This is a genomic window from Streptomyces sp. TLI_171 (genome assembly GCF_003610255.1).
Lineage (GTDB): Bacteria > Actinomycetota > Actinomycetes > Streptomycetales > Streptomycetaceae > Kitasatospora.
The window spans coordinates 1-22,144 of record NZ_RAPS01000003.1; the positions used below are offsets into that span (position 1 = coordinate 1).

General features: G+C 72.4%; 23 protein-coding genes. 5 read left to right on the forward strand and 18 right to left on the reverse strand.

Features of this window, described 5'->3' with window-relative positions; genetic code table 11:
- The 4 genes from BX266_RS37165 to BX266_RS37180 all read right to left on the reverse strand — a co-directional run.
- A partial coding sequence (locus tag BX266_RS37165; protein WP_147437123.1) for a helix-turn-helix domain-containing protein occupies nucleotides 1-197 on the reverse strand: 197 nt, incomplete at its 3' end.
- On the reverse strand, nucleotides 197-2,680 hold the full coding sequence (locus BX266_RS37170; protein ID WP_099908760.1) for a helix-turn-helix transcriptional regulator: 2,484 nt from the start codon (nucleotides 2,678-2,680) through the stop codon (nucleotides 197-199). The genes BX266_RS37165 and BX266_RS37170, both read right to left, overlap by 1 nt.
- Nucleotides 2,681-2,686: 6 nt before the next feature.
- Nucleotides 2,687-3,304, reverse strand: coding sequence for a DNA-binding protein (locus BX266_RS40650; RefSeq protein ID WP_259465236.1), 618 nt, complete (start codon nucleotides 3,302-3,304; stop codon nucleotides 2,687-2,689).
- 356 nt (nucleotides 3,305-3,660) lie between these two features.
- Nucleotides 3,661-4,149 carry a hypothetical protein gene (locus BX266_RS37180; protein ID WP_099908761.1) on the reverse strand — a complete coding sequence of 163 codons (489 nt, stop codon included), beginning with the start codon at nucleotides 4,147-4,149 and terminating at the stop codon, nucleotides 3,661-3,663.
- Between the two features lie 79 nt (nucleotides 4,150-4,228).
- Between BX266_RS37180 and BX266_RS37185 the strand changes: the two genes are divergently transcribed.
- On the forward strand, nucleotides 4,229-5,698 hold the full coding sequence (locus BX266_RS37185; RefSeq protein WP_180290869.1) for a DUF2971 domain-containing protein: 1,470 nt from the start codon (nucleotides 4,229-4,231) through the stop codon (nucleotides 5,696-5,698).
- A gap of 36 nt (nucleotides 5,699-5,734) precedes the next feature.
- On the opposite strand, the gene BX266_RS37190 is transcribed toward BX266_RS37185, so the two are convergent.
- The 5 genes from BX266_RS37190 to BX266_RS37210 all read right to left on the reverse strand — a co-directional run bounded on the left by BX266_RS37190 (nucleotide 5,735) and on the right by BX266_RS37210 (nucleotide 11,173).
- A complete protein-coding gene (locus BX266_RS37190) occupies nucleotides 5,735-6,427 on the reverse strand; it encodes a DUF402 domain-containing protein (protein ID WP_259465237.1) in 693 nt (230 codons plus the stop codon).
- A 327-nt stretch (nucleotides 6,428-6,754) separates the two neighbouring features.
- Nucleotides 6,755-8,077 (reverse strand): UDP-glucose/GDP-mannose dehydrogenase family protein, encoded by a 1,323-nt coding sequence (locus BX266_RS37195; protein ID WP_099908763.1) that lies wholly within the window; start codon nucleotides 8,075-8,077, stop codon nucleotides 6,755-6,757.
- Between the two features lie 124 nt (nucleotides 8,078-8,201).
- Nucleotides 8,202-8,648, reverse strand: a complete 447-nt coding sequence (locus BX266_RS37200; protein WP_099908764.1) for a GNAT family N-acetyltransferase — start codon at nucleotides 8,646-8,648, stop codon at nucleotides 8,202-8,204.
- Nucleotides 8,642-9,883 carry a hypothetical protein gene (locus BX266_RS37205; protein WP_099908765.1) on the reverse strand — a complete coding sequence of 414 codons (1,242 nt, stop codon included), beginning with the start codon at nucleotides 9,881-9,883 and terminating at the stop codon, nucleotides 8,642-8,644. The genes BX266_RS37200 and BX266_RS37205 overlap by 7 nt, the downstream gene beginning before the upstream one ends.
- A gap of 45 nt (nucleotides 9,884-9,928) precedes the next feature.
- Nucleotides 9,929-11,173 carry an aspartate aminotransferase family protein gene (locus tag BX266_RS37210; RefSeq protein WP_180290870.1) on the reverse strand — a complete coding sequence of 415 codons (1,245 nt, stop codon included), beginning with the start codon at nucleotides 11,171-11,173 and terminating at the stop codon, nucleotides 9,929-9,931.
- Between the two features lie 390 nt (nucleotides 11,174-11,563).
- Here BX266_RS37210 and BX266_RS37215 point away from each other — a divergent pair, with 390 nt between their 5' ends.
- The 3 genes from BX266_RS37215 (at nucleotide 11,564) to BX266_RS37225 (ending at nucleotide 13,961) form a co-directional block, all read left to right on the forward strand.
- Nucleotides 11,564-12,808: a hypothetical protein gene (locus tag BX266_RS37215; protein ID WP_259465238.1), complete on the forward strand. Its 1,245-nt coding sequence runs from the start codon at nucleotides 11,564-11,566 to the stop codon at nucleotides 12,806-12,808.
- 8 nt (nucleotides 12,809-12,816) lie between these two features.
- The gene (locus tag BX266_RS37220) at nucleotides 12,817-13,368 is read left to right on the forward strand and encodes a GNAT family N-acetyltransferase (protein WP_099908768.1); all 552 of its coding nucleotides are present in this window, start codon (nucleotides 12,817-12,819) and stop codon (nucleotides 13,366-13,368) included.
- A gap of 83 nt (nucleotides 13,369-13,451) precedes the next feature.
- Nucleotides 13,452-13,961, forward strand: coding sequence for a hypothetical protein (locus BX266_RS37225; protein ID WP_099908769.1), 510 nt, complete (start codon nucleotides 13,452-13,454; stop codon nucleotides 13,959-13,961).
- Here the strand turns inward: BX266_RS37225 and BX266_RS37230 are convergent.
- The 3 genes from BX266_RS37230 to BX266_RS37235 all read right to left on the reverse strand — a co-directional run bounded on the left by BX266_RS37230 (nucleotide 13,929) and on the right by BX266_RS37235 (nucleotide 16,021).
- Nucleotides 13,929-14,888: a hypothetical protein gene (locus tag BX266_RS37230; RefSeq protein ID WP_099908770.1), complete on the reverse strand. Its 960-nt coding sequence runs from the start codon at nucleotides 14,886-14,888 to the stop codon at nucleotides 13,929-13,931. The two genes, BX266_RS37225 and BX266_RS37230, sit on opposite strands and share 33 nt — an antisense overlap.
- Nucleotides 14,889-15,238: 350 nt before the next feature.
- A complete protein-coding gene (locus tag BX266_RS40655; RefSeq protein ID WP_259465239.1) occupies nucleotides 15,239-15,373 on the reverse strand; it encodes a hypothetical protein in 135 nt (44 codons plus the stop codon).
- 144 nt (nucleotides 15,374-15,517) lie between these two features.
- Nucleotides 15,518-16,021 carry a hypothetical protein gene (locus BX266_RS37235; protein WP_120314483.1) on the reverse strand — a complete coding sequence of 168 codons (504 nt, stop codon included), beginning with the start codon at nucleotides 16,019-16,021 and terminating at the stop codon, nucleotides 15,518-15,520.
- 141 nt (nucleotides 16,022-16,162) lie between these two features.
- Between BX266_RS37235 and BX266_RS37240 the strand changes: the two genes are divergently transcribed.
- The gene (locus BX266_RS37240; RefSeq protein ID WP_180290871.1) at nucleotides 16,163-17,134 is read left to right on the forward strand and encodes a hypothetical protein; all 972 of its coding nucleotides are present in this window, start codon (nucleotides 16,163-16,165) and stop codon (nucleotides 17,132-17,134) included.
- A gap of 67 nt (nucleotides 17,135-17,201) precedes the next feature.
- Here the strand turns inward: BX266_RS37240 and BX266_RS37245 are convergent, their stop codons facing one another.
- The 6 genes from BX266_RS37245 to BX266_RS37270 form a co-directional block, all read right to left on the reverse strand.
- Nucleotides 17,202-17,924: a hypothetical protein gene (locus BX266_RS37245; RefSeq protein ID WP_099908773.1), complete on the reverse strand. Its 723-nt coding sequence runs from the start codon at nucleotides 17,922-17,924 to the stop codon at nucleotides 17,202-17,204.
- A 100-nt stretch (nucleotides 17,925-18,024) separates the two neighbouring features.
- Nucleotides 18,025-18,648, reverse strand: coding sequence for a hypothetical protein (locus BX266_RS37250; protein WP_143687142.1), 624 nt, complete (start codon nucleotides 18,646-18,648; stop codon nucleotides 18,025-18,027).
- 72 nt (nucleotides 18,649-18,720) lie between these two features.
- Nucleotides 18,721-19,284, reverse strand: a complete 564-nt coding sequence (locus tag BX266_RS37255; RefSeq protein ID WP_180290872.1) for a DUF6924 domain-containing protein — start codon at nucleotides 19,282-19,284, stop codon at nucleotides 18,721-18,723.
- 585 nt (nucleotides 19,285-19,869) lie between these two features.
- Nucleotides 19,870-20,271 (reverse strand): hypothetical protein, encoded by a 402-nt coding sequence (locus BX266_RS37260; protein WP_099908775.1) that lies wholly within the window; start codon nucleotides 20,269-20,271, stop codon nucleotides 19,870-19,872.
- Between the two features lie 351 nt (nucleotides 20,272-20,622).
- Nucleotides 20,623-21,762: a helix-turn-helix transcriptional regulator gene (locus tag BX266_RS37265; RefSeq protein ID WP_099908776.1), complete on the reverse strand. Its 1,140-nt coding sequence runs from the start codon at nucleotides 21,760-21,762 to the stop codon at nucleotides 20,623-20,625.
- Between the two features lie 9 nt (nucleotides 21,763-21,771).
- Nucleotides 21,772-22,002 carry a hypothetical protein gene (locus BX266_RS37270; RefSeq protein WP_099908777.1) on the reverse strand — a complete coding sequence of 77 codons (231 nt, stop codon included), beginning with the start codon at nucleotides 22,000-22,002 and terminating at the stop codon, nucleotides 21,772-21,774.
- Between the last annotated feature and the right edge of the window lie 142 nt (nucleotides 22,003-22,144).

Genomic DNA, 22,144 nt, shown 5'->3' on the forward strand with positions numbered 1-22,144 from the left:
GGGTGGCGGGTGCCGTCGACCCAGCGCAGCACGGTGCGGGGTGTGACGCCGTAGGCGGTGGCCATGGCTTTGGTGTTGCCGCCGTACTTGCGGGCCCGGACCTGTCCGGCCTGGGTGGTGGTCTGCGCGGGGGCTTTCCTGCTGGGGAACAGTGTCTCGCGGACCTTGCCGAACAGGCCCCGGAATCCGCCGGCCATCAGTTCTCACCTTCCTTCTGCTCGTCGGTGCTCTCGGTGTCGGTGTCGGTGCTGGTGCTGACCGGGGTGCCGTCGGTGGCGTAGTGGTGGGTGAGCTTGGAGGGGTGCTCGCGGCGCTCCATCGCCTCCACCGCCTTCTGCAGCGGGATGGACGCCTCGTGCTTGTGGCTGCCGGGCGCGATGCCCAGGCGCAGCGCGCCGGGTACCGGGGAGCCGTCGTCGTTGACGGGCAGGAGCTCCAGCGGGGAGGGGGCGTCGGCGGCGTAGAGGTAGGAGTCGCGGTTCAGCGCGAACGGGGCCCGGCCGGTGAGCAGGTAGGTCTTGCGCAGGCGGCGGTGGGCGGCGATCCGGGCGGCGGCGACGATGTGAAAGCGGATCTCCGGCCGGTAGGCCCAGAACGCGGCGACCTTCTCCAGCCACTCCTCGTCGTCGAGGTGGCGGGCGGAGTCGGACCACTTCCCGATCCCGCCCTTGTAGACGTCCTTGTACAGCCTGGCCAGCGTCAGGGCGTCCGCCCGCACCAGGTCATGGCCGATCTCCTTGTGCACGGCGTACGCGGCGAGGAACTCGGTCGGGCCCTGGCCGTCGATGAGGCCGAGGTCGGCGTAGACCCGCTTGTAGCCGCCCCGTACCCGGGTCGTCCACTCCTTGAGCAGCGGCGCGGTGTGCGTGGACAGGTACGCCTCGGTGATGGTGGCCGGGTCGAAGCCGTACGTGCTGGCCATGTAGGCGACGGTGGGGGTGGCGTACCAGCCGGGCCCGGTGGGCGGGCGTCCGTGGAAGGTGGCGGGGTGGGGCAGCAGCTCGTCCACCTCGACCGTGGTGAAGTCGCACAGCCACAGGCCCGCGGTCTTGCCCTTGCCCCAGGTCGGCCTTTCGACGTGCTCCAGCTCGCCGATCGGCAGGGGCAGGGAGTCCGTGACGGACAGGTAGCTGGCGCAGACGTCGACTGCGACCGCGAACGAGCGCCCGATCTCCTCGTCGGTGAGCTGGCGGGCCCACCACTTGTAGTCCTCCTCCTCGCACACCGCCTGGCCCTGGCTGAGGAGTTCGCGGGTGAGCGGGTGGCGGGCGCCGGCCGCGATGGGCACGCACCGGTCCCCGGCCGGGAGGGCGCCCTCGCGCAGGTGCGCCGACCACTCCCCTGTCGCCTCGTCCTTCACCCACTCAGACCGGGGCCGGACCGCTTCCAGGAGCAGCATCGCGGTGGAGGCGGTGGTCGCGCCCGGCGCGACGCCGAGGTCGGTGGTGAAGGCACGGTAGCGGCGGGCGAACGTCTGCCCGTCCCGGGTGCCGTCGGGGGCGGTGGCGAGGGGGGCGGCGAGCGCGCTGACGGCCTGCTGCCGGGCATCGCCCTGGCCCAGCCACGGTGCGACGGTCACCTGCAGCGAGGTTTTCGGGCCGCCGGCCGACCCGGCGCGGCGGAAGGCGCGGAAGACCGGCCCGACGCTCTCGCTCACCTCCATGCCCACGGCGGCGGCGGCCTTCGCCAGCTTCGACCGCAGCGCGTTCAGCGCCTTGTCCGTGCTGGGCAGGGCGGCGGGCAGGCCGAGCTGCTTGAGGGCGGCGGCGGTCAGGCACACCGCGCCGTCCCCGCCGCGGCCCTGCGGGTGGGCGCGCTCGACGCGCAGCGGCAGCCCGGTGCCAAGCCACGCGAACCAGTCGCCCAGCTTCGGCCCGGCCGGAACGGGAAAGCCGGGCACGTCCAGCACCCAGGTGCCGTCCTCGGCGGCGTCCAGCGCGACCACCGGCACCCAGCGGCCGGCCGCCGGAGCGGCCCCGGCGGCCGGGGCGGCGGCGCGGGGAGAGGCCGGGCGCCCCTGGGCGCGGGCCGGGGCCGGACGCTGAGCGGTCCGCGCCGCAGCGGCGGAAGTCGACGGTGCAGGCCGGGACGGCGGAGCTGTGGCCGGTTCCGGGGCACCCGGGGCCGGCTCGGCCTGAGCGGGCTCGGCCTGGGCGGCCGGGACGTCGCCGACCGGGGCCGGGGCGGCGGCCGCGGGAACCTGCTGCTCGGCCTGGGCGACGGGGGCGGGAGCCGGAGCGGCGGGGCGGCACAGGCCGCCGAGGTGCATCGGGCGGCCCTGGACGCGGTAGATGGCAGGCTGCCCACACTGCACGCACGGCGCGGCCGGACCCGTCACCAGCGAACCGTCCGGATGCTGGTCCAGCACAGCCCCCTGCACCGGGGCAGCGGTAGCGGCCGGGGCGGCGGGTGCGGGCGCGGCGGGCTGTTCGGGGGCAGGGAAGCGGGCGGCCAGGCCCTCCAGCAGCCGCATGTAGGCCGGGGCGACATCCGGGGCCGGGACGGCGCTGCCGTCCTCCCACTGCGGCACCAAGGCGGAGTTGACCCGGAGAGCGGCGGCGATCTGAGCGGGCGTCAGCCCGGCCGCCAGGCGCAGCCGCTTGCGTTCCGCCGGGTCCGGCAGTCCGGTGCTCACGGCGGCGAGCAGCGCGTCCACGGAGTCGAACAGCTCGTCGGACATCGGGGTCTACTCCTCCTCGTCAGTGCTGGTGGTCGGTCGGGTGGCGACGTAGGCGATCGGGCCGCTGGAGACGGACGGCAGGCGGGTGCCGAGCAGCAGCTCGGCCAAGCGGGCATCGCCCGCGTCGTCGGGGGCGGCGGCGTTGGCGGGGGCGGTGAGGTCAGTCAGGTAACCGGCCAGGCGCGCTGTCGGGAAGCGGTAGCGGGCAGTGGTGCCGACCGTGCCGTCCGACTCCCACTCCTTCAGGCCGGTCAGTACGGCGACGACGAACCCGGCCACCGTCACCGGCAGCACGCCGCCAGCTGCGACCCGGGCCGGGTCGCACCGCCACCAGCCCGCCAGCGCGGCCAGCAGCTGGTCCTGGTCGAGAGCAGTGCCGAAGCCGATCCACTCCCGCCCCGGCTCCTCGATCCGGGCCAGGGCTGCGACGCGCAGCACCGCGACCTCCGCCGTGCTGAACGCGGTCAGGTCCGCGGCGGGCCGGGTGGCCAGTTGCTGGAGCGCAGCCAGCGGGAACACCTGCCGGCCGGTGTCGCGAACGCCGGGCACCGCACCGGTGGACATCAGCTTCTTCACCGTGGGGATCGAGCACTCCAGGGCCGATGCGGCCTGACCCGTCGTCACGAACACACCCACACTCCACGTCTATCGAACTAGCTAGAAGAACTAGGAGGACTCTACGCCTCCCCTGCGACACTGTCCATGTCTTTCGAGTAAGTCCTACCAACGTGGTGGCGGTCAGTCGAGGGCGGGTTCGCCCCTCGGCCCGGGACGAACGCAAACAAGACGGCTTTGCACGAACCGCCGTCAACGGCAGTGCAGCGCCGTCATCCTGAGCAGGATCGCGTGATCCCCCCGCACCAGCTGTGAGGGGCACCGCGATGGCCCGCCTGATCGGCGAGCCTCCAGCCGTGACCGCCCGTCAGCAGACCACTGACACTCAGCCCGCAAGGAAGGGCGTGCAACAGTCGCGCCAGCCTCTACGTGGTTCGGAGTCGGGCCGCGCGCTGGGAGAGCGCAGCGGCTCCGCGGATTCCGCGGCGGGCGTAGCTCGCGGCGGTGGACTGCACGGTGCGCAGTTCCAGCTGGTTGCGGTGGGAGGCGACGCCGTCCATGAGGTCGAGGCTGCGGGTCCACAGCTGGACGGCTTCTTCCGGGCGGTGCTGGGCGGCGACGGTCTTGGCGATGTCGGCGAGGGTCGTGCCGCGCATGCTGTGGTAGGTGCCGGCGGCGACGATGAGCTTGGCGGCGGCGGCCCGGTTGCCGGACGCGCCGTTGGCGCGGGCGGCGGTGATGAGCAGCAGGGCCTCGGTGCCGTGGTCGACGCGTCCGCGGGCGCGGGCAAGGGCGGCGTCGGCGAGGGCGGCGGTGCCGGCGCTGTGGCCGAAGTCGCGGTCCGGTGCGCGCTCGACCCCGGGCTGGGTGCCGCCGGGGGTAGCCCGCAGGTCGAACGGAATACTTATCGTCACTATGACACTAACCGGTGTAGAGTGCGAGGCAGCGCTGCCGTCCCGGCCGGGACACCTGCCCCGCGGAAGGAGACGTCAAGTGACGACCGACAACAGAGCTGTCCCCCGGCCGACGCGCCTGGCGGGAGAGGACTTCCTCGAACTGGAGATGCTGCGGGCCGCGAAGAAAGTGACCGGCAGCCTCTTCCACTACACGAGCGCCGAAGCGGCGATCTCCGGCATCCTCGCCACGGGCACGCTCCGGCTCTCCCCGTTCGAGTCGACCAACGACCTGTGGGAATCGCGTCCCAGCCACCCTGGGCTGTCCAGTCACTTCGACGACGTGGCGGGTTTCGACGGCCCGGACGTCGATGGCATCTGGGATGAGATCGACCGCAACATCCGACTGCGCACCAAGGTCGTCTGCCTCACCCAGGACATCGAGCTTCCCGACCACGTACTCGCCCGCGACTCCCTACGGGGCTGGGCGCACCTCTCCCTCTGGGCGCACTACGGCGCCGCCCACACCGGCGTCTGCCTCCAGTTCGACCGCGACAAGCTCGTCCAGGCGTTCCTGGCCGGCACCGAAGCCGATGCCCTGCGCTTCCACGGCCCGGTGAAGTACCTCAGCACCGACGGCGGAAACGTCCGCCCCATCGACAGGGGCCAGGTCAAGGAGTTCGGCATCGACGCCGTCGCGCTCGCCCACGCCGAAGCCAACAAGGACACGATCTTCTTCCGGAAGCACCACGACTGGTCGAACGAGGCCGAGTACCGCCTAGTCCTCCTCAACCAGTCCGTCCTCCCCAGCCACGTCGACATCCGCGGCGCCCTGACCGGCGTGATCCTCGGCGACGCCTTCTCCCCCAACCGCACGGCCGCACTCGAGGAGATCCTCCAGCAGTACCCGGACGTGCCCGTCCACCAACTGCGCTACCACAACCGCCACCTGATCCTGTTCCCCCACAACGCCACGACCCCGGCCGCCGCCCCCGTACCGCCGGCCAACCGGCCCGGCTCCCTCACCGAGCGCCTCACCGCCCTGCGCAACGCCCACGAAGTAGCCGACCGGCTCAGGGCAAAGGCGGAGGAGACCTATGCGGGGTTCACCGATACGCTCGCGGACAGCGTGAAGGACCTGGCCGCGGAACTCGACGCGTGGCCGAAGACCGAAGTGGCCGCCTACATGCGGATCGAGGCGGTGCCCCCGGCGATGCGCCACCGCGCCCCCGGCGTCCCGGGCGAGCGGATCCACCTCGAGCGGGGCTGGATGGCCGTGGTGGAGAACCTGCCGAAGCAGTCCCACACCTTCACCGCGTCCGCGGCCTTCCAGGTACTCGACGACGATGCGCTGCGCCTGCACGCCGCCGTCTCCACCGAGCGATGGGACCCGCAGGGCAACGACCGCGCGGACGTGTGGCGTACCGAGCGCCTCGTCCCCGCCCAGGACGCCGACACCGCACTGGACGAACTCCTCGCCGATCTCCGTGAAGCCGCCAACGGCGCGCGGGCGGCCTTCGACCGAAACCGCGGCCAGGCCTGCCCCGTCGACGTCACAGACGCCGACTGACCAGCCGAGCCATTGGACGCCCAAGGCCCGCCAGCCCTACAGCCGGTAGGGGGCCAGCGGCTCGGCCTCCTGGTCGGCCCCGTCCGGCAGCAGCGGCAGCGGCCACGCCGGGTCAGGCGCCCAGACGGGCCAGCCGGCGGCGAACGGACCCGCCTGGTCGTCGAGCATCCGGATGGCGCGGCCGCACGCGGCGTCGACCTGGCGGGCGAGGAAGTCGTCGACCATGCCGAGACGGCGCAGCCGGCTGTACTCCTGGCGGTCCTTCCAGCGATGCCCGGAGAGGTCGGGGGTGACGACCAGGTCGAGGGCGAGGTCCATGGTGTCGATCCCGCCCGGGCGGCGGCGGTACGGGAGTTCGAAGTTGACGTACCAGTTGATCGGGTCGCCGGTGGCGGCGTCCTGGAAGCAGTGGAGGGAGAACCACTCTCCCGCCAGGTAGTGCGACAGGACTGCGGTGCGTTCCCAGAGGTGGGGGCCGAGCTCCCAGGTGCCGGCGGCGAGGTGGTCCAGGCCCTGTTCGCGGAGGTTGTCGTCGCCTGTGCGCAGGGCTTCGATCCAGGTCGTAGGGGCGAGGCTCTCGATTCCTGGCCAGCAGGCCAGGGTCAGCGCGTGACCGGTGTCGGCGATCACCCGCTGTGGCTTGGCTGTCCACACCCGCCCCGCGTGGACGTCGCGCCGCACCACGGTGGTTCCGGACCGGAACCGGCTGCTCTGCTCGGTGTTCGTCACCACCGGGATGTTCCCGCCCGACCGGGCGAGAACTCCGCTCGAAGGTGTGACGCGGGATCAGGCCACCGTGTTCGTGCCGGCGCCGGTCGGGCGGCGGCCAGGTGGCAGGGCCCGGACCGCGGCCTGGCCGGCGCAGCGGGTGCGACACGGCCGCACCAGGCCCGGCGACGCCGGGGCCCGTCCGCGCGAGCCAGGCGGGCCCCGCCAAGAGTGAGCATGCTGCGCTGCCGTGCTCGGCGGACAGGCGCGGTCGCCGTAACGCGGCGGGGCTCCGGAATCCGCCTGCTGATGGCTTCCGGAGCCCCGCTGTCCTACTGCGGCAGAGCGCTACTTGCCGAGGCGTCCGAGCTGGTGGACGGTCCAGCCCGCGGCGCGCCAGGGGTCGGGGTCCAGGGTGGTGCGGCAGTCGACGAGCAGCGCGGTGGCGGGGTGGCCGACGAGGTCTTGCGGGTTGGCCTGCCGGTACTCGGGCCACTCGGTGGCCAGGACGACGATGTCGGCGCCGGTGAGGGCGGCGGGCAGGTCGTCGGTGTAGTCGAGTTCGGGATTGCGCTGCATGGCGGTGGGGATGGCCTGCGGGTCGTGGACGGTGACGACGGCTCCGGCGTGTTCCAGCGCCTGGGCGAGGGCGAGAGCCGGGGATTCGCGGACGTCGTTGGTGCCGGGCTTGAAGGCGGCGCCCAGCACGGTCACCCGGGTGCCCTTGAGCGGCTGTCCGCCCAGGGCGCTGGTGATGAGGGCCATCGCGGTGGCGGTGCGGTATTCGTTGATGCGTTCGGCGGCGAGCAGCAGGTCGGCGGCCCGGTCGGCACCGAGCTGGCGGGCGCTGGCGGTGAAGGCACGGACATCCTTGGGGAGGCAGCCGCCGCCGTAGCCGATGCCGGGGCGCATGCCGGCGGCGCCGATGCGCGGGTCGATGCCGAGGATGTCCACGATCTTGGAGACGTCAGCACCCGCGGCGTCGCACATGTCGGCGACAGCGTTGATGTAGCTGATCTTGAGGCCGAGGAAGGTGTTCGCGGCGCCCTTGGCGAGTTCGGCGGTCTGCGGGTCGCAGACGAACAGAGGCACGCCGGTGTCGAGGATCCCGGCGTAGACCGCGCGGATGGCCTTCTCGCCCTCGGCGTTCCACACTCCGGCGATAAGCCGGTCGGGGCGCAGGGTGTCCTCCACGGCGTGGCCCTCGCGCAAGAACTCGGGGTTCCATACGACCTCGACCGCCTCCCCGGCCGGGGCGAGGCGCTGGGCGAGTTCGGTGACCTTGGCGGTGGTGCCCACGGTCACGGTGGACTTCCCGACGATGGTGCAGGGCCGCTGCAGGTGCGGGGCGAGCTGGCGGATCGCGCCGAAGACCTGGGCGGTGTCGTAGGAGCGGCCGTCGGCGTCGATCGGGGTGCCGACGCCCACGAAGTGAAGGTCGGCGAAGGCGGCGGCTTCGGTGATGTCGGTGGTGAAGCGCAGACGGCCGCTGGCGGTGTGACGGGTCAGCAGCTCCGGCAGGCCGTCCTCGTAGATCGGGCACTCGCCGGCGTTGAGGCGGTCGACCTTGGCCTGGTCGACGTCCACGCCGATGACCTCGTGGCCGAGTTCGGCCATCGCCGCCGCGTGCGGGATGCCGAGGTGACCGCAGCCGATCACGGAAACGCGCATGAAGGGTCCTTGTCTGGTCGGGTGGCACGCCGTCCCCGGCGCACCACCCGACGGTATCGCGAAATTCAACTCTCTTGCGGCACAAGGGAGTTCGATCACTTGTTCATGGTTGGCGAGGCTGGTTTCAGGAGTCGGGCCGGGCCTGGATCAGGCGCATCGCCCGCTCGTTGGGGGTGAATCCGAGGGAGCGGTAGAGCGGTGCTCCGTCGTCGCTGGCGTCAAGGGTGATCAGGCCGCAGCCCTGCGCGGTGAGGAAGTCCAGCAGGGCCTGTACGGCGGTGCGTGCGCAGCCGCGGCGCCCGGCGGCGGGCTCGGTGTAGACGGTGTGGATGTGGGCGTAGACGCCGAGGTGGTCGGGGCCGGGGACGGAGCGGGTGATGGTGGCGGCCGCGCACGCGATGAGGTGGTCGGGGCCGTCGATGACGAACGCGGGGTGGTCGTCGTTGTCGGCGTGGTCTCGGTGGAAGGCGCTGAGGTGGGTGGTCCACTGCCCCGTGGCCTGGGCGAGGGCGGCGCCCAGGCGGGCGAGCTCGGCGGCGTCGGCGGCCGTCGCCCGCCGGGCGGTCAGCACTCGACTTCCAGGAGTTCGGCGAGGCGCCGCAGGGCGGTGATCGCCTCGGAGCGCACGATGACGTCGCCCTCGCGGGCGCCCTCGATCAGGTACTCCTTGTGGATGCCGTTCTCGGTGACGCCCTCGGTGTCCAGGTAGAACACCTTCAGGCCGAGCTTGCGGGCGCGGGCCTGGACCGCGCGCCGGTCGGCGTGCAGGCCGATCACCAGCAGGGAGCGGGCGCCGGCCGGGTAGTGCATGTGCGGGGTGCGCTGGTCGTAGCGGCGCATGAACGCCTCGGGAATCCCGGCCCGGGCGAACAGGCGGTCGAAGTTGTGGGTCGCGATCTGCCCGACGGCGTGGCCCGCGTCGTAGAGCGCCTTGAGGATGCGGTGCGCGTCGGTCGGCTCGGCCTGGAACAGGGCGCGGAACATCGCGACCATGTCGTCGACCTTGCGCTCGGTGTCCGTCAACAGCTCCTGGACCAGGGTGTCCTGGCCGGGGGCCATGGTGAAGCGGTAGCCCTGGGTGAGGTCGTTGCCCTTGCGCTCGGTGACCCGGTAGACCTCGTGCAACCAGTGCAGCGGCTGCACGCCGGCCTCGATGCTGGTGCCGCAGCCGGCTTCCACCACGAACGGGAGGTGGTCCAGCAGCCCGGACAGGTCGGCGGCGTACTGCGGGGTGCCGCGCTGTTCCTTGACGCGCATCCCGCCGGCCAGCACATCCCAGGGCAGGTTCCGGGAGGCCCGGGGCAGGGCGTAGTCGATGGAGTGGATGGTGACGTCGATCGAGCGGAAGCCGGGTGGGGTGTCGCGTCCGGCCCGCTCGTCCTGCGGGTGGACGTCGTGTTCGGTGATCGTGGCGTACAGGTCGCCGCGGCGCCAGCGCGGGTCGGTGTCGTCGCCGGCCTTCCAGCGGCCCTCGGCCAGCCACTGCTCCAGGTCGAGGCGGTGGGCGGCGACCTCGGCGGCGGGGGCGAGCCAGGAGACGGCCAGGTACAGCTCGGCCATCACCAGGCGGTCCATCGGCTGGGTCTGGTCGAGGTCGTAGTGCAGGCGGTAGTGGACGACGCGGCGCCGGCCGCTCTCGTCCTCGCTCCAGCCGGACTGCTCGGCGTTGCGCGGGTCCTGGGTGCGCCGCCAGATGCCCTCTTCGATGGAGGGGCGGCGCCCGCCCGGCTCCGGCGCGAAGTGCTCGTGCCAGGCGGCGGACTGTTCGGGGGTCAGGGAGTCGAGTACGGGGTGGGGCAGCAGCACGGTGGTCTCCTCGGGTTCGCGGCCGGGGGTGCCCCCGGCGGGGTGTCAGTTCAGGACGCACACCGCGTCGGCGAGCGCGGCGGTGAGGAAATCGAGGTGCTCGTCGGTGGAGGTCAGCGGCGGGGCGACGACCAGCCCCTCGGACTTCGGATCGCCCGCCCCGGTGAAGGGGTAGAAGAACACCCCGCGCTGCTCGGTCTGCCGCAGCAACGGCCACAGCAGGCCCGGGTCGAGCTCCACGCCGTACAGGTGGCCGACACCTCGCACGTCCCGGACACCGGGCAGGTCGGCCAAGGAGCGCAGGGTCTGGCCGAGCCGCTCGCCGCGGGCGCGCAGCGCGGCGTGGTCGAGGGCTTCCAGTTCGTCCAGGACGCCGAGGCAGGCGGCGGCCATGAGCGGGTGGGCGGCCATGGTGCCCATCGCGGGCAGCGGGTCCGCGTCCTGGTGGCACAGCAGGGGCGCGAGTTGGGGTGCCACCAGTACGGCGGCGACCGGGGTGTATCCGGCGCCCAGTCCCTTGGACAGGATGACGATGTCCGGATCGACGCCGGGCCAGCGCCGGCTGGCCAGCGGCGGGCCGGTGCGCCACAGCCCGGTGAGGACCTCGTCGTGGATCACCAGGACGTTCCGGGCGCGGCAGATCTCCTGCACGCGGCGCAGGTATCCGTCCGGGGGGATGTAGGCGCCGCCGGTGGTGCCGTTGACCGGCTCCAGTAGGACGGCGGCGACGTTGTCCGCGCCGCGGGCGTCGATCGCCTTGGCGACTTCCTCGGCGCAGTCCGCGGTGCAGGGCTGGCCGTCGTCGTGCGGGTGGGTCGGCGGGTAGGGGGCGGGGAAGGCCGGGCCGAGGCCCATCGCGTCGTCGGGGCGGGGGCGGCGGGCGTGGTTGCCGGCCAGGGCGAGGGTGAACGCGCTCATCCCGTGGTAGCTCAGGTCGCAGGTGAGGACGTCGGCGCGGGTCTTGCCGCCTCGGGCCCGGGCGATGCTGCGGGCCATGGCGATGGCGACCTCGACGCCGAGCGTGCCGCAGGTGACCAGGGCGACGGAGTCGTCGGGGCGGCCGACGGCCCGGCACAGGCGCTCCGTCAGTTCCAGCTGCAGGTGGGGCTGGACGACGGCCGCGCCGCCGAAGGTGAACTTGGAGAACTGCTCCTCGATGCGGGCGAGGACCTTGCGGCTGCTCTGCCCGACGTTGGCGCACAGCAGTCCGCTGGAGCCGTCGAAGATCCGGGTGCCGTCGGCTCGCAGCAGCCACGGCCCGTCCGATCCCACGACCTCGAAGTCCGGCATGGGGCGGGTGGACGTCAGCAAGCGTCTGCGATCGGGCAGTTGGGAGGTGTACGGCATCACGATGGTGTCCCCTCTCGGGTGTCGCGACGAAAGGTGCGGGCCCGGACCGATGTTGAGCGTGTGGGCGCCCCTGCCGAGCGGGAGCGGTGGTGGTCGGGCCGTGGCCCCAGGAAAGCGCCGGAGGGGAAGCTGATGCGATGTCAGAAAGACTGGAAATTCCGATGAAGAACCGGGGCTGCCATCCGAATTTCTACCACCCCGGCACTGTCGCCCCACGTACTCGGGTCGCTACCGTCTGCCATGAAGGAGCTACTGGAACAGGCGTCGGGGGGCAGCGACATGGGGGTACCGAACCGGAGTCTCCGCCGGGTCCGCGAAGTCGAGTGGGACATGAGCCGCAGCGAGGCGGTGGAGTTCTTGGTGGCCAAGTCGATCGAGTTCGGCGAACCGGTCGACCTGGTCATGCGCACCTTCGCCACCTGGGAGGACGGCGTCACGACGTGGCCCCACGCCAAGTACCGGCGACTGCTGCACCGGGTGACCGGCCGCCGGGCGGTCGATCTCGGATTCAAAGCCCCGGCTCACCGGGCAAGACCAGGACGACCGGTGAGCGACGAACAGGACCAGGCAGGAGCCGACCCCATGATCCGCCGCACCTTCGTCCTCGGCGCCGGGGCGACCCTGCTCACTGCAGCCCTCCCCGCCCCGGGCAGCGCCACCTCGGCCCTGGCCTCGGACCACCTCCAGGCGCTGCGCGAGACCGAGAAGCAGCTGTACGTCCAGGACCGCGACCACGGCTCGGCCGACCTCGGCCGCCAGGCCGCCGCCGCGCTCCACACCGCCCACACCTGGCTCGCCCATGGGCGCTACAGCGACGACCTGGGCCGCCGACTCCACACCGCCACCGGCATGCTCTCGGTCGCAGCCGGCTGGCTCGCCCTCGACGCCGGCCGCACCTCCGACGCCCGCTCGCTCTACACCGAGGCCCTCGCCAGCGCCCGCCAGGCCGACGACGCCGGACTCGAGGCCCACGCCTTCGCCTGCATGTCCCTGCTCGCCCACGCCACCGGCCGCCCCCGCGAGGCCGTCGGCACAGCCCGAGTGGCCCAGAGCGCCGCCGCCGGACTCGGATCACCGCGCTGGCTGGCCCTACTGGCGATGCGTGAGGCCCGCGGCTGGGCACTGCAGGGCGACCGAGCCCTCACCGAGGACGCCATCGTGCGGGCCTACCGCCTCTACGAGAAAGGCCCCCACGACGCCGACCCCGACTGGCTCGGGTTCTTCGTCCCCGCGGAGCTGGCCGGCCTGGAGTCGCTGTGCCGCGCCGACCTCGGCCAGCACGACCGGGCCGCCGCTGGCGCCGAGCAGGCCGTGATGCTCTTCGCCGACGGGCACCTGCGCAACCGCGCCCTGTACACCGCAGACATCGCCCTGCAGCACGCCCAGCGCCCCCGCCCCAACCTCGACTTCGCCACCGACGCCGGCCACCGCACCCTCGCCCACCTGAGCGACGTCCGCTCGGCACGCCTGCTGCGCTCTCTGCGCACCATCGCCGGCGCCCTGACCCCCCACCGGGACACGCCCTGCGTCGCCACGTTCCTGGACGCCTACCGCACCGCCGTCCCAGCAGCCTGAAGGACACCATGACCGCACCGGCCACCCCAATCGCCCTGCAGCGCTACGGCGCCAGCGATGCCGCCACCCTCCTCGACACGCTCACCGACATCTGGGCCGAAGCCCACGCCGGGCACGACGACGTCGCCCGGGCCGGCTTCACCCCACAGACCCTGCGCCGCCAGATCACCGGCCACGCCCGCCGCGACGAATTCACCCTCATCGCCGCCTACGCCGCCGGCGAGGTCGTCGGCTTCGGCTACGGCTTCCGCTGCACCCCCGCGTACTGGTTCGGCGACCTCCACCCCCACATCACCCCCGACGCCCGCGACACCGACTCCCTCGCCGGGATCTGCGAACTCGCCGTCCGCGCCGGCTGGCACGGCCAAGGAGTCGGCACCAGCATCCACGCCGCACTCGTCACCGCGCTGCACACCCGCTGGGTCTCGCTGCTCGCATTGCCCGGAGACAGCCCGGCCCGCCGCCTCTACAACCACCTCGGCTACGAATACGCCGGCCCGTACACCGCCGGACTCGACGGGCCCGTCCTCGACCTCCTCCTGATGCGCACCGACCTCTGACGCTCACACACGGCGCGCCGCGCTCGAACACGAAGCGGGCCTGCGGGCAGTAACCGGTCCGGAGCGGACTCGGTTGAGCGGGTATGACGATCACTCACCTGCCCGTGCTCGATACCGGACCGGGCGACGACGGGATGGACGACAGCGACCGGACTGCCGTCGCGGACGCCGCCGGCACCGGCCTGCGGGCCGCCCTCTGGATCCGCTCCCTGGCAGCCCGGCAGACCCACACGGAACACCGGCGGCGCCTGGAGGCATACGCGGAGGCGGTGGAGCGAGTGCTGACCCGCGAACTGGTGGCGCAGCGCGATGAGGAGTTGGGTGAGGAGCTGCGGCACGCGGTGTCGGCGTACAGCCTCACCTGGAGCCCGCCGTCGGAGCCTGCTCTCGTTCTTCGGCCGCGGGAGTTGGTGGCGCTCGCCGCGATCGGGGCGGCCGCCGCCAGCGCGCCGCTCGCCGCGATCGAGGGCCTCGGCCGTGACCTGGCCCGTTTCCTCGCGTTGATCGACGCCGCGCTCGACGTCGGTCTGGCCCGGTGCCGGCGCGTCGCTGATCAGCCGTCAGCGGGCGGCTCCGGGGGCGGGGCTCAATGACCTGGCCAGGGTGACGGGCCGACGCGGTCCTGGTAGGCCTATTTTTGGGGCCACGATCCGCTCCCAGAGCAGGTTCAGCGCATCGGCGTGCTCCCATTCCCGGGTGCGGGGAGCGATGTCGCAGTCGTCCGCGAGGAGCTGACGCACGACGTCGACGATGTCGTCGGGGTGGGCGAACGGCGGTAGCGGCAGCGGCTCGTACGAGTCCCAGCCCGCTCCCCACGAAACGTCGAGAGCGCCGTAGTTCCAGCCCCTCCCGCGCTTGGGCCAGTCGTTGTCCACCCAGGACAGTTCCACGCCGTCCCCGTGCCAGCCCGTCGAGTTCGGGGCCGCAGCCGCCAGCGGAACGCCGTCGGCGGGCGGGTCCTGGCCCCGGGACGCGAAGGGAAAGTACAGGTGTTCCTGCTCCTCGTAGAGGGGTTCGAGGTCCGCCGCCGTCAGAGCAGCGCGGATGGCCAGGCGGTACTGCGTCATCACGTGGTGCTCGGCGCGCAGCAGATCGGATTCCGGGTCGGGGCCGAGCGGACGGAGCGGCAGCGTCGGCCACCGCGGCGCCCGCGCGGCGGGCGGGGCGTCGGGGTCCGGCTCCAGGCCGTACCCCAGCGCCTCCAGCCCCCGGCGCAACTCCAGCCGGGCCCGTCGTTCGTGCTGCGCCGCGGTGTCGGTGAGTGGCCGTGAGTCGTCCTCGGGGTGCTCCGGGTCGAAGGTGTTCAGGTAGAGCTCGAGGACGACGTCGTCCGGCAGCCGCGCCCCCTGCCGCCAGTCCTCCAGTTCCGACTCCAGGCGTTCGAGCTGCGGCGTCAGCAGCTCCGCGAGGCGTTGCGGGATCCCGGCGGCGAGCATCCGCAGCGTCCCGATCCGCTTGGCGTACCAGCCCTCGACAGCGGTCTCCACGGCTCCGGCGGCGGCCGGCTCCTGCTGCGTCATGCGTCGAACCTCTCACAGGGGCGGATCAGCGATGGCCGCCATGCTGCTCCGCCGCGGTGCCGCTCTGCACCCTGTTTTCCGTCCCGCGGGCCGGGCCGGTGTCGTCCAGCTCGGCGGCACCGGCCGTTGCCGGTGCTCGGTGGGATTGGCCGGCTCCGGAGCGGCGGCGTAACAGGGGGATGCGCGCCGCCGCTCCGGGGCCGGATGGGCCGGTTGCTGCTGCACCGGCCCGGAATGCCCCGGCGGGGTGTGTGGGAGCCCGCGCCGGGGCGGTCAGGTGAGAGGCGGTCAGTTCCGGGCCGGGCCAGCGCCGTCGGGGCCGCCGCTTCCCGCCGGGTGCCCCTCCACGGTCAGTTGCCCCAGTAGGTGCCGCTCACCCGGGTAGCCCAGTAGACGTCCCCCGCGGACGGGAGTGCGCCTCCCCAGTGGATGTCGGTCAGGCCCCGGTCCGCCGAGCCCGCCCGACTGCCCTCGTCCATCCGCATGGTGGCCGCCTCCCCGTGATGCCGATGGGTCGTGTGCAGGCGACCGTAGACCCGATCACGCCCCGCTGTCACCCACTTCGACGGAACTCCCCCACATTTCGATCACACTGCCGCTACAGCCTCGGGTCCTGTGCCGGGGCGGTGTCACCAGGTCACGGGCACGGTGGCGCCGATCAGCCGGACCGTGTCGCGCGGGGCGAGGGTGCCGGCGTCGCCGCCGATCGTCTGGCAGTAGACGATGAGCATCTGCGCGGCCGCGCCGCGGCGGACCTTGAGCGGCGCCACGTCCCAGACTGCCCGGGCCGCCGCCGCGCCGTGCTCCCTGAACTCCGCCCACAGGGAGTAGGTGAGGCTCGACACCGCGTCGACGGTGTCCGCGAGCCGGTGCAGCCGAACCACGGCCTCCTGCTCCCCGAGGCCGGGCAGCGGGCGCGCCGCCATCGGGCCCAGCAGCACCTGGGCACCGTCCCACAGGGCAGCGCCCCGGTCGAGGTCGTCGACCAGGGCAAGCACCGTGTCCGCGGACGGCGTCGAGACGACCGCCTCGACAGCGCGCTCGACCAGGTCCTCCACCTGCGCAGGCGGCAGAGGCGCGTGCCGCTCGCCGGGCTGGCCGGCGTCGTCGGCCGGATCGTGCGTGGAAGTCATGGCGGGAGCGTACGGTCCGCAGCCGACACCGCACCGCGGCGCACCGGCACCGGTGCCGGAACCTGCGGCCGACGCACCGCCTTGTCCGCCAGGACGGTCGTTACCGCAGGTCACCGGCACGGGGGTGGGTATGAGCCGGGTGTGACCCCGTTCCCGTTGCCGATCGAGGTGGCGCTCGCCGCTCCGATCGAGGCCCTGCCAGAGCAGCTCCACGGCGAAATCGCGCAGGCCAAGTGGGACGGGTGGAGAGCGATCGTGCGCACTGGGCCGAGCGCCAGGATCTGGAGCCGGCACGGCACCGACCTCACCCGTCCCTTCGCGGACGTCGCCGCGGAGGCCGAGAAGTTGCCGGTCGGGGTGCTGGACGGCGAGCTCCTCGCGGTCACCGCAACCGGGGAGGTCTTGTTCTCCCGGCTGCAGACCCGCGCCGGGAAGGGCCCGCGGTCCGGCGCGGACTTCACCGTCCAGTTCGCGGCGTTCGACGCCCTCGCGGCGGGTGAGCAGGACCTTCGGCGGGAGCCGCTGACCAGCCGGCTCGGCCGGCTCGCCGAACTCCTCGACGGCGGCCCCCGCGCGATCTGGCCTCTGCCCTCCACGACGGACCTGGACGAGGCGACGGGCTGGGTGGGCGCGGTCGGCGGCGCGGTCGAGGGACTGGTCCTCAAACCCAAAGAATCACCCTATCTGTCCAGATACGGGAGTCGATGGCGGAAGTGGCGGGAGCGCCATCCCGTGGATGCCGTCGTCGTCGGGATCACCGTCAGTGACGCCAACCGCCAAGCCGCCGTCCTCGCCCAGCCCGACCCTGCGGGCCGACTGCGCACGGTCGGCGTCAGCCTCCCCCTCACCCCCGCCCAGCGCGCCGAACTCGCCCCACTGCTGCGCCCCGCCGGCGACGGCCGAGTCGCCGAACTGCCCGGCACCGTCGGAGGCCTCCCGGGCGCACCGCCCGTCGCCTACCTGCCCGTGGAGCCGGACGTCGTCGTGGAGATCCTCGTCGACCAGGCCCGCCCCGAGTTCGGCCGCTACCGACATCGGCCCCGACTCGTCCGTGTCCGAGCCGATCTGCAACCGGCACACCTCATGCTGCCTGGCCCGGTCCGCAGGTCATAGCCCTGACCAGATCCGGCGACCCGTGGCCTACGTCCCGGAGCGCCACAGCGGTTGGCCCGGGTGCTACTCAGATGGCGAGCGCCGCCGTCACCAGGGCGAGCCGGTCAGTCGGCAGAGCGAAGTCGTTGGCCGGGTTGCGGTACGAGAGGTCGCCGTCGTTGACCTGACGGCCGGACTCCGCGGTCCAGTGCACCGGACCGCACTGCCCCTGTTCTTTCAACAGGGCCGCCGCGAGGCGGTCAGGGTCATCGATCGCGGTGCGGGCACGAAGCGCAGCTGCCAGTCGCTCCACCGCCCCGGCCGGGACAGCAGCGTCCCCGAACGCAGGCAGCAGGAGCAGCAGGCGGGCATGGGGGTCGGTGGTGGATCCGCCTGCCAGACCGTTGTCCGCTGCCGCTGTCAGCTCGGGCCAGGACAGGGCAGGGCCCATGAAATGGCCGTCGTCGCTTGCGAGCAGCTCCGCGCGCTCCCAGTCCGGGTGGTGCAGAAGGTAGTCGGTGCCCGCGTCGTCTTTGAGGTTGCGGTAGACGACGCGTAGCTGGCAGCCCTCGTTGACCGGGACGGTGAAGACGGGCCAGCCCGGAGGGGCGAGCATCCGGTTGTGGAAGGCCAGCGCCGCGTCGGAGTCGGCGCCGAGCAAGAGCTCCTCGGTGTCCTCGCTCGTCGCGCAGGAATAGAGGTGCCCGGGCCAGAACAACGGGTCGTCGAGAAGCTCGGGGCGATGAGCTAGAGGGCCGCTCTCGTAGCCCGGGATTTGATCGGGATGCAGGTTCGTCACGTCGGCCATCATGCAACTCACCACCGACACCCCTCATGCCAGCTGACCAGCGAAGGACTCTGGCCACCCGTGTCGGCGTACTCGTGAAAGTGCAGAGCCAGGTACGCTGCCGTCATGCGAGTGGGCGGCCCCAGACCTGTACGGTGCGGGTGGGGTCGACGAATCGGCCCAGCTCGCCCACGTCGACCCAGGAGCGGTTGGCCTCGTGGTTGTAGGTGAGCAGGGATTCCGTCACCTCGTGCGGGGCAAGGTTGCGGTTGTACATCTCGACCAGCCCCTGGCCGGTGTCGGCGAACTCGTACAGTCGCGCGTACACCTGGCCGTCGTGGTCCCACTCGTATCTGACGACGGGTTTTTGCAGGACGGCCTCGAACCACGCGGCCGCTGCTTCGGCGAGCACCCGGGAGTTGCCGGTCGCCTCCATAGCCAGGCTCGTCGGCTCGTCCGGGAGGTAGTACATCGCGTAGGAGTGACCACTGACCAGGTCGCCGCGGACCGTGGGGCCGGCCATGTGTACCCCGAAGGTGGCCAGCCCGGTTCCGCTCTCCGGGTCGCTGACCTGGGCGACGGCAACCAGGGCCGCTTCGTCCTCGTTGCGCAGCACCTCGCTGTGGGTCTCCGGGATGATCCAGAAGGCGGTGCACTTCCGAAGTTCGGACAGGAAGGCGAGCTCGCCAGGGCCGAACCTGTACCAGTGGTAGTAGCGGGGAGGGCAGAACCACGGATTCTCGGACACGGCGGCCACTGTAGAACACGGCCCACTGACACCCCTGGGCAGTCGGAGACCCTGGGCGGGCATCCGCGGTCTTCACACCCTGGCTGCGTCACCGGGCGGGCCTTCGCCTTGCTCCACCGCTGTCTCCAAGATCGTGTTACGAGTTCTGAGGTCAACGGGACGGAGCACGCCGTCAGGGTCGGCGAGCGCGGCCGCGGCGAACTCCTGAAAGTCCATGTTCGCAATCGACAGATTCGCGTGCACCTCATGCACGGCGGCAGGAGTGGCACGGAACTCGCGGGCCGGCGGGGAGTCGATCAGCTCCTGGTAGTACATGGGGTCAAGGTCCTCGTCCTCGTCCTCGTGGACGGGGTCGAGGACGAGCAGGGCGTGCCGAGCAGACTTCATCGTGACGTCGTCGGCGACGAAGACCACGCTGAGATACTCGTCCCGCATCACCGCGGTGACCACAGCCTCGGCTGTCGCTCCGGTCCACACCGGATCGTCGACCAGGTGAATCTCGGCGTCATACTCCCCGTCCATCCCCCACGGCCGCGAAACCTCCTCCACCACCGCCCTCCAGGCCGCCTCGTCCGTGTAATCGGTCCTGATGATCAGAGCGGCGAACTCGTCGCGTCCGACGATCTCCGGCAACATCTGCACGCTCCTCCTGCCATGCCCCTGTGGTTCCGGGCCTGACTGTCTCACGGGGCTCTGACGCCGACTTCGCACGGCCTCACCAGCGGGCTGCCAGTGTGACTAGTTGCGATATCTGTCCCCGTGTCGGTTCGGCGCTCTGCGATCATGATCAGCCACGCGAGGCCTCGCGTGACAGCCCGGGGCTGTCACGCCCCGGGCTCACATCTTGTGCACCTCGACCGAGAAACCGCGGGCGAGGACGCCGTTGAGGTGTTCCGCGTGGGCGCCGAGCCACTGCTCGGTTGGAACGCCGGGGCGCTGATCCCAAGGAGTACATAGTCATCGGAGTCGGCGGTGCTCTGGCCGCAGATGCAGCACAAGAGGCGCTCGAACATGGTGTCGGCGGGGCTTGCGGTGTTGGGCACAAGCGGCAGGGTAACGAGCGTACGCCGTTCGACGCGGGCGATTATCGCCGTTACAGCCAGCCAGACCCCGTCACTCCTGCGTGGGATGGCGCAACACCTGTTGCAGCCGATAGCGTCCTCAGCACCGCCGCTGAGCTGCGTCGATTCGCCTGGTTTCGTCACGCAACGCGCGCCTGCCCTAGAGAACGCACGCGAGGAACAGGCGCCAGCCGTCCGTACAGTCCACCGTCGCGCCGTAGCCGACGGCCGGCACGACAGTCTGGGTGCTGTAGCGGCGGGCGCGTACGAAGTGCCGGTCGCTGTCCGCCTTCTGCAGCGCCGTCAGCAGGGCCTGCTCGATCTCCGCCGTCGCTGCCGTCCCGCCCGGCAGGTCGGGGGCCGGCTGCTCGGCCAGGCGTTCGCCCGCCTCGGCCGCCGGTGCGGTGTTCGAGGCTCCGGTGATCGTCCAGAACACCGTGCCCGCCCCCGTCGCCGTGACCGCCACACCGCACGGACGGCCCGGCCAGGGCACGGCCGCCTCGATACCGGGCACGGACGGGAGATGGTCGACGAGGAGCTGCTGCAGCGCGGTGGGAGTCACCGGCGGATGCTATCCGCGCGCTCCTTCGGACGATGTGGGGAGGGTGCGTGTCCCGGCAGGATCACCGGCTCGGCCCCCTGAGCTGAGGTGACGGGTGCCGCACGCCGTGCTCGAGTTCGCGAACTCGGGCACGGCGACGTTCGACCCGGAGTGGCCGGGCGGTTGAGCAGTAGGGCCGTCGATCTGCGCACGCCTGCCGAACACACCGCATGTCTCGCGGAGTTGACGGAAGTCACCGGTCCGCAGGTGCGTGCGAGGAGGGAGGGCTCGGGGAGCTGTGCGACGTGAGCATGGCGGCGCCAGGTCCTGGGATCGGCGTCGGCGCGCCCGGATGCGGACTGTGGGCCGCTGTCAGTGCCTGCCGAGGAGGACGGCTCTGGCGGCTGCGGGCGAGGTGGTCGCGGGGGACGGCTCCAGGCCGACGATGTCGCGGACGCGGGCGATGGCGGTGTTGAACCAGCCGCTCGTGCCGGCGTCGCCCGGGAGGTAGTAGGGGTTGACTGGCGCGGTCCGCTGGTAGCGCTTGGGCACGCGGATCGGCAGGCCGGCCCGGGTGCGGCCGGCAGGCGGATGTGCGGTTTCGGGTCCGAGCAGGCCTCGCAGGACGTCGTAGCGCGCCGAGGGGCGGGCGATGGTGTGGGAGCGGATGAACTCCATGTCCTCGCGGCGCAGTTCCGGGGTGGGGAGCAGGTCGAGGGTGGCGGGGTGTGCGGCGGCGAGGAACAGCAGGGGGTCGGCGCGGTCGGGGGCGGGCGGGTTGGTGGGGGCGGTGGGTGGCGCGGGGTCGCTCGTGGGCGGGGTGTCGGGCGGCGGGGGCGGCGCCGATCGTGTGCGGGCGGCGGCGCGCCGGCCGGCGCGGCGGGTGCGGTCCATGGCGCGGTCCCAGGCAGCTTCCCAGTCGGCGACCGCTGCTGGCTTCAGGTGCAGGGCCTGGGTGAAGGCGGTGACGTGGTCGCGCCGGGGTGGGAGGCGGCGGCGCAGAATGGCGCTGAGGCTGCTGGCGGGCAGACGGTTGGCGCGGCCGTCGGGGGTGCGGCCGGCGCGTTGCTGGAGTTCGGCGAGGGAGGGTTGGCCGGCGCGGGCGCGGGCTTCGATCATGGCTTGGCACAGGGCGTCGAAGTCGACGATGACTTGGGGGTGGACGGCTTCGGCTTCGTGGAGGGCGCGGACCTTGTCCTTGAAAGCCGGTGAGGCGAGGCTGGTGCGTTCGTGTCGGCGGCGTCTTTCCTGCTCGTAGCGGGCTTTCGACCACAGGCGGCGGGCCTCGGAGAGGTCGGCGCCGCAGAGGGTGGCGTAGGCCTCGACCACGGGCCAGGAGGGGACGGTGCGTCCGCTGGCGGCCCGGGAGAGGACCGTGGGGTGGAGGTTGCTGTCCTTGGCCATCGCCTTGTAGCTGGGCGTGCCGAGGCGCTCGCGCTGCTGGCGCAGCCAGGTAGCGAGCGCCTCGGACTGCCTGGTGCCCGCGGCGACGGCGTTCTCACGCCGTCCCATCGGTGCGGGTCAGCTCCGGGCGGTGCGGGTGGGGGCGGGCCTGCGCTGGGTGGTGACGATCCGGCAGGCCGCGGCGGCGAGGGCGGTGGCGATCTCCGCGGCGTCGGCGGCGGGCAGGTCGGTGGCGAGCAGGGCCGTCAGGAGCAGAACCACGACGACGATGACGGCGGCCGGGCGGGTGGAGACGGGGCCGGGGCGGTGGGGGGCCGGGATGCGTCGGCGGGCGGGGTGGGGGTGCATGGGGAAGACCTCCTGGGGTCGTTCGGTGCCAGGCACGTCCGGGGTTTCCGGACGCGCCTGGCGTTGCGGGCTACACCACGGCCCGGCGAGGGCTTCCAGTCCCTTGGCCGCCGGGCCGGTGTGATCCTCGCACCAGTGACCC

Excerpts from the sequence above, each read along its gene's own strand:
- BX266_RS37270 (WP_099908777.1), bottom strand. The coding sequence starts at position 22,002 with ATGCACCCCCACCCCGCCCGCCGACGCATCCCGGCCCCCCACCGCCCC.
- BX266_RS37215 (WP_259465238.1), top strand. The coding sequence starts at position 11,564 with ATGAGCCGCAGCGAGGCGGTGGAGTTCTTGGTGGCCAAGTCGATCGAG.
- BX266_RS37220 (WP_099908768.1), top strand. The coding sequence starts at position 12,817 with ATGACCGCACCGGCCACCCCAATCGCCCTGCAGCGCTACGGCGCCAGC.
- BX266_RS37265 (WP_099908776.1), bottom strand. The coding sequence starts at position 21,762 with ATGGGACGGCGTGAGAACGCCGTCGCCGCGGGCACCAGGCAGTCCGAG.
- BX266_RS37195 (WP_099908763.1), bottom strand. The coding sequence starts at position 8,077 with ATGCGCGTTTCCGTGATCGGCTGCGGTCACCTCGGCATCCCGCACGCG.
- BX266_RS37255 (WP_180290872.1), bottom strand. The coding sequence starts at position 19,284 with ATGTTGCCGGAGATCGTCGGACGCGACGAGTTCGCCGCTCTGATCATC.
- BX266_RS37210 (WP_180290870.1), bottom strand. The coding sequence starts at position 11,173 with ATGCCGGACTTCGAGGTCGTGGGATCGGACGGGCCGTGGCTGCTGCGA.
- BX266_RS37225 (WP_099908769.1), top strand. The coding sequence starts at position 13,452 with ATGACGATCACTCACCTGCCCGTGCTCGATACCGGACCGGGCGACGAC.
- BX266_RS37170 (WP_099908760.1), bottom strand. The coding sequence starts at position 2,680 with ATGTCCGACGAGCTGTTCGACTCCGTGGACGCGCTGCTCGCCGCCGTG.
- BX266_RS40655 (WP_259465239.1), bottom strand. The coding sequence starts at position 15,373 with ATGCGGATGGACGAGGGCAGTCGGGCGGGCTCGGCGGACCGGGGCCTG.
- BX266_RS37235 (WP_120314483.1), bottom strand. The coding sequence starts at position 16,021 with ATGACTTCCACGCACGATCCGGCCGACGACGCCGGCCAGCCCGGCGAG.
- BX266_RS37245 (WP_099908773.1), bottom strand. The coding sequence starts at position 17,924 with ATGATGGCCGACGTGACGAACCTGCATCCCGATCAAATCCCGGGCTAC.
- BX266_RS37230 (WP_099908770.1), bottom strand. The coding sequence starts at position 14,888 with ATGACGCAGCAGGAGCCGGCCGCCGCCGGAGCCGTGGAGACCGCTGTC.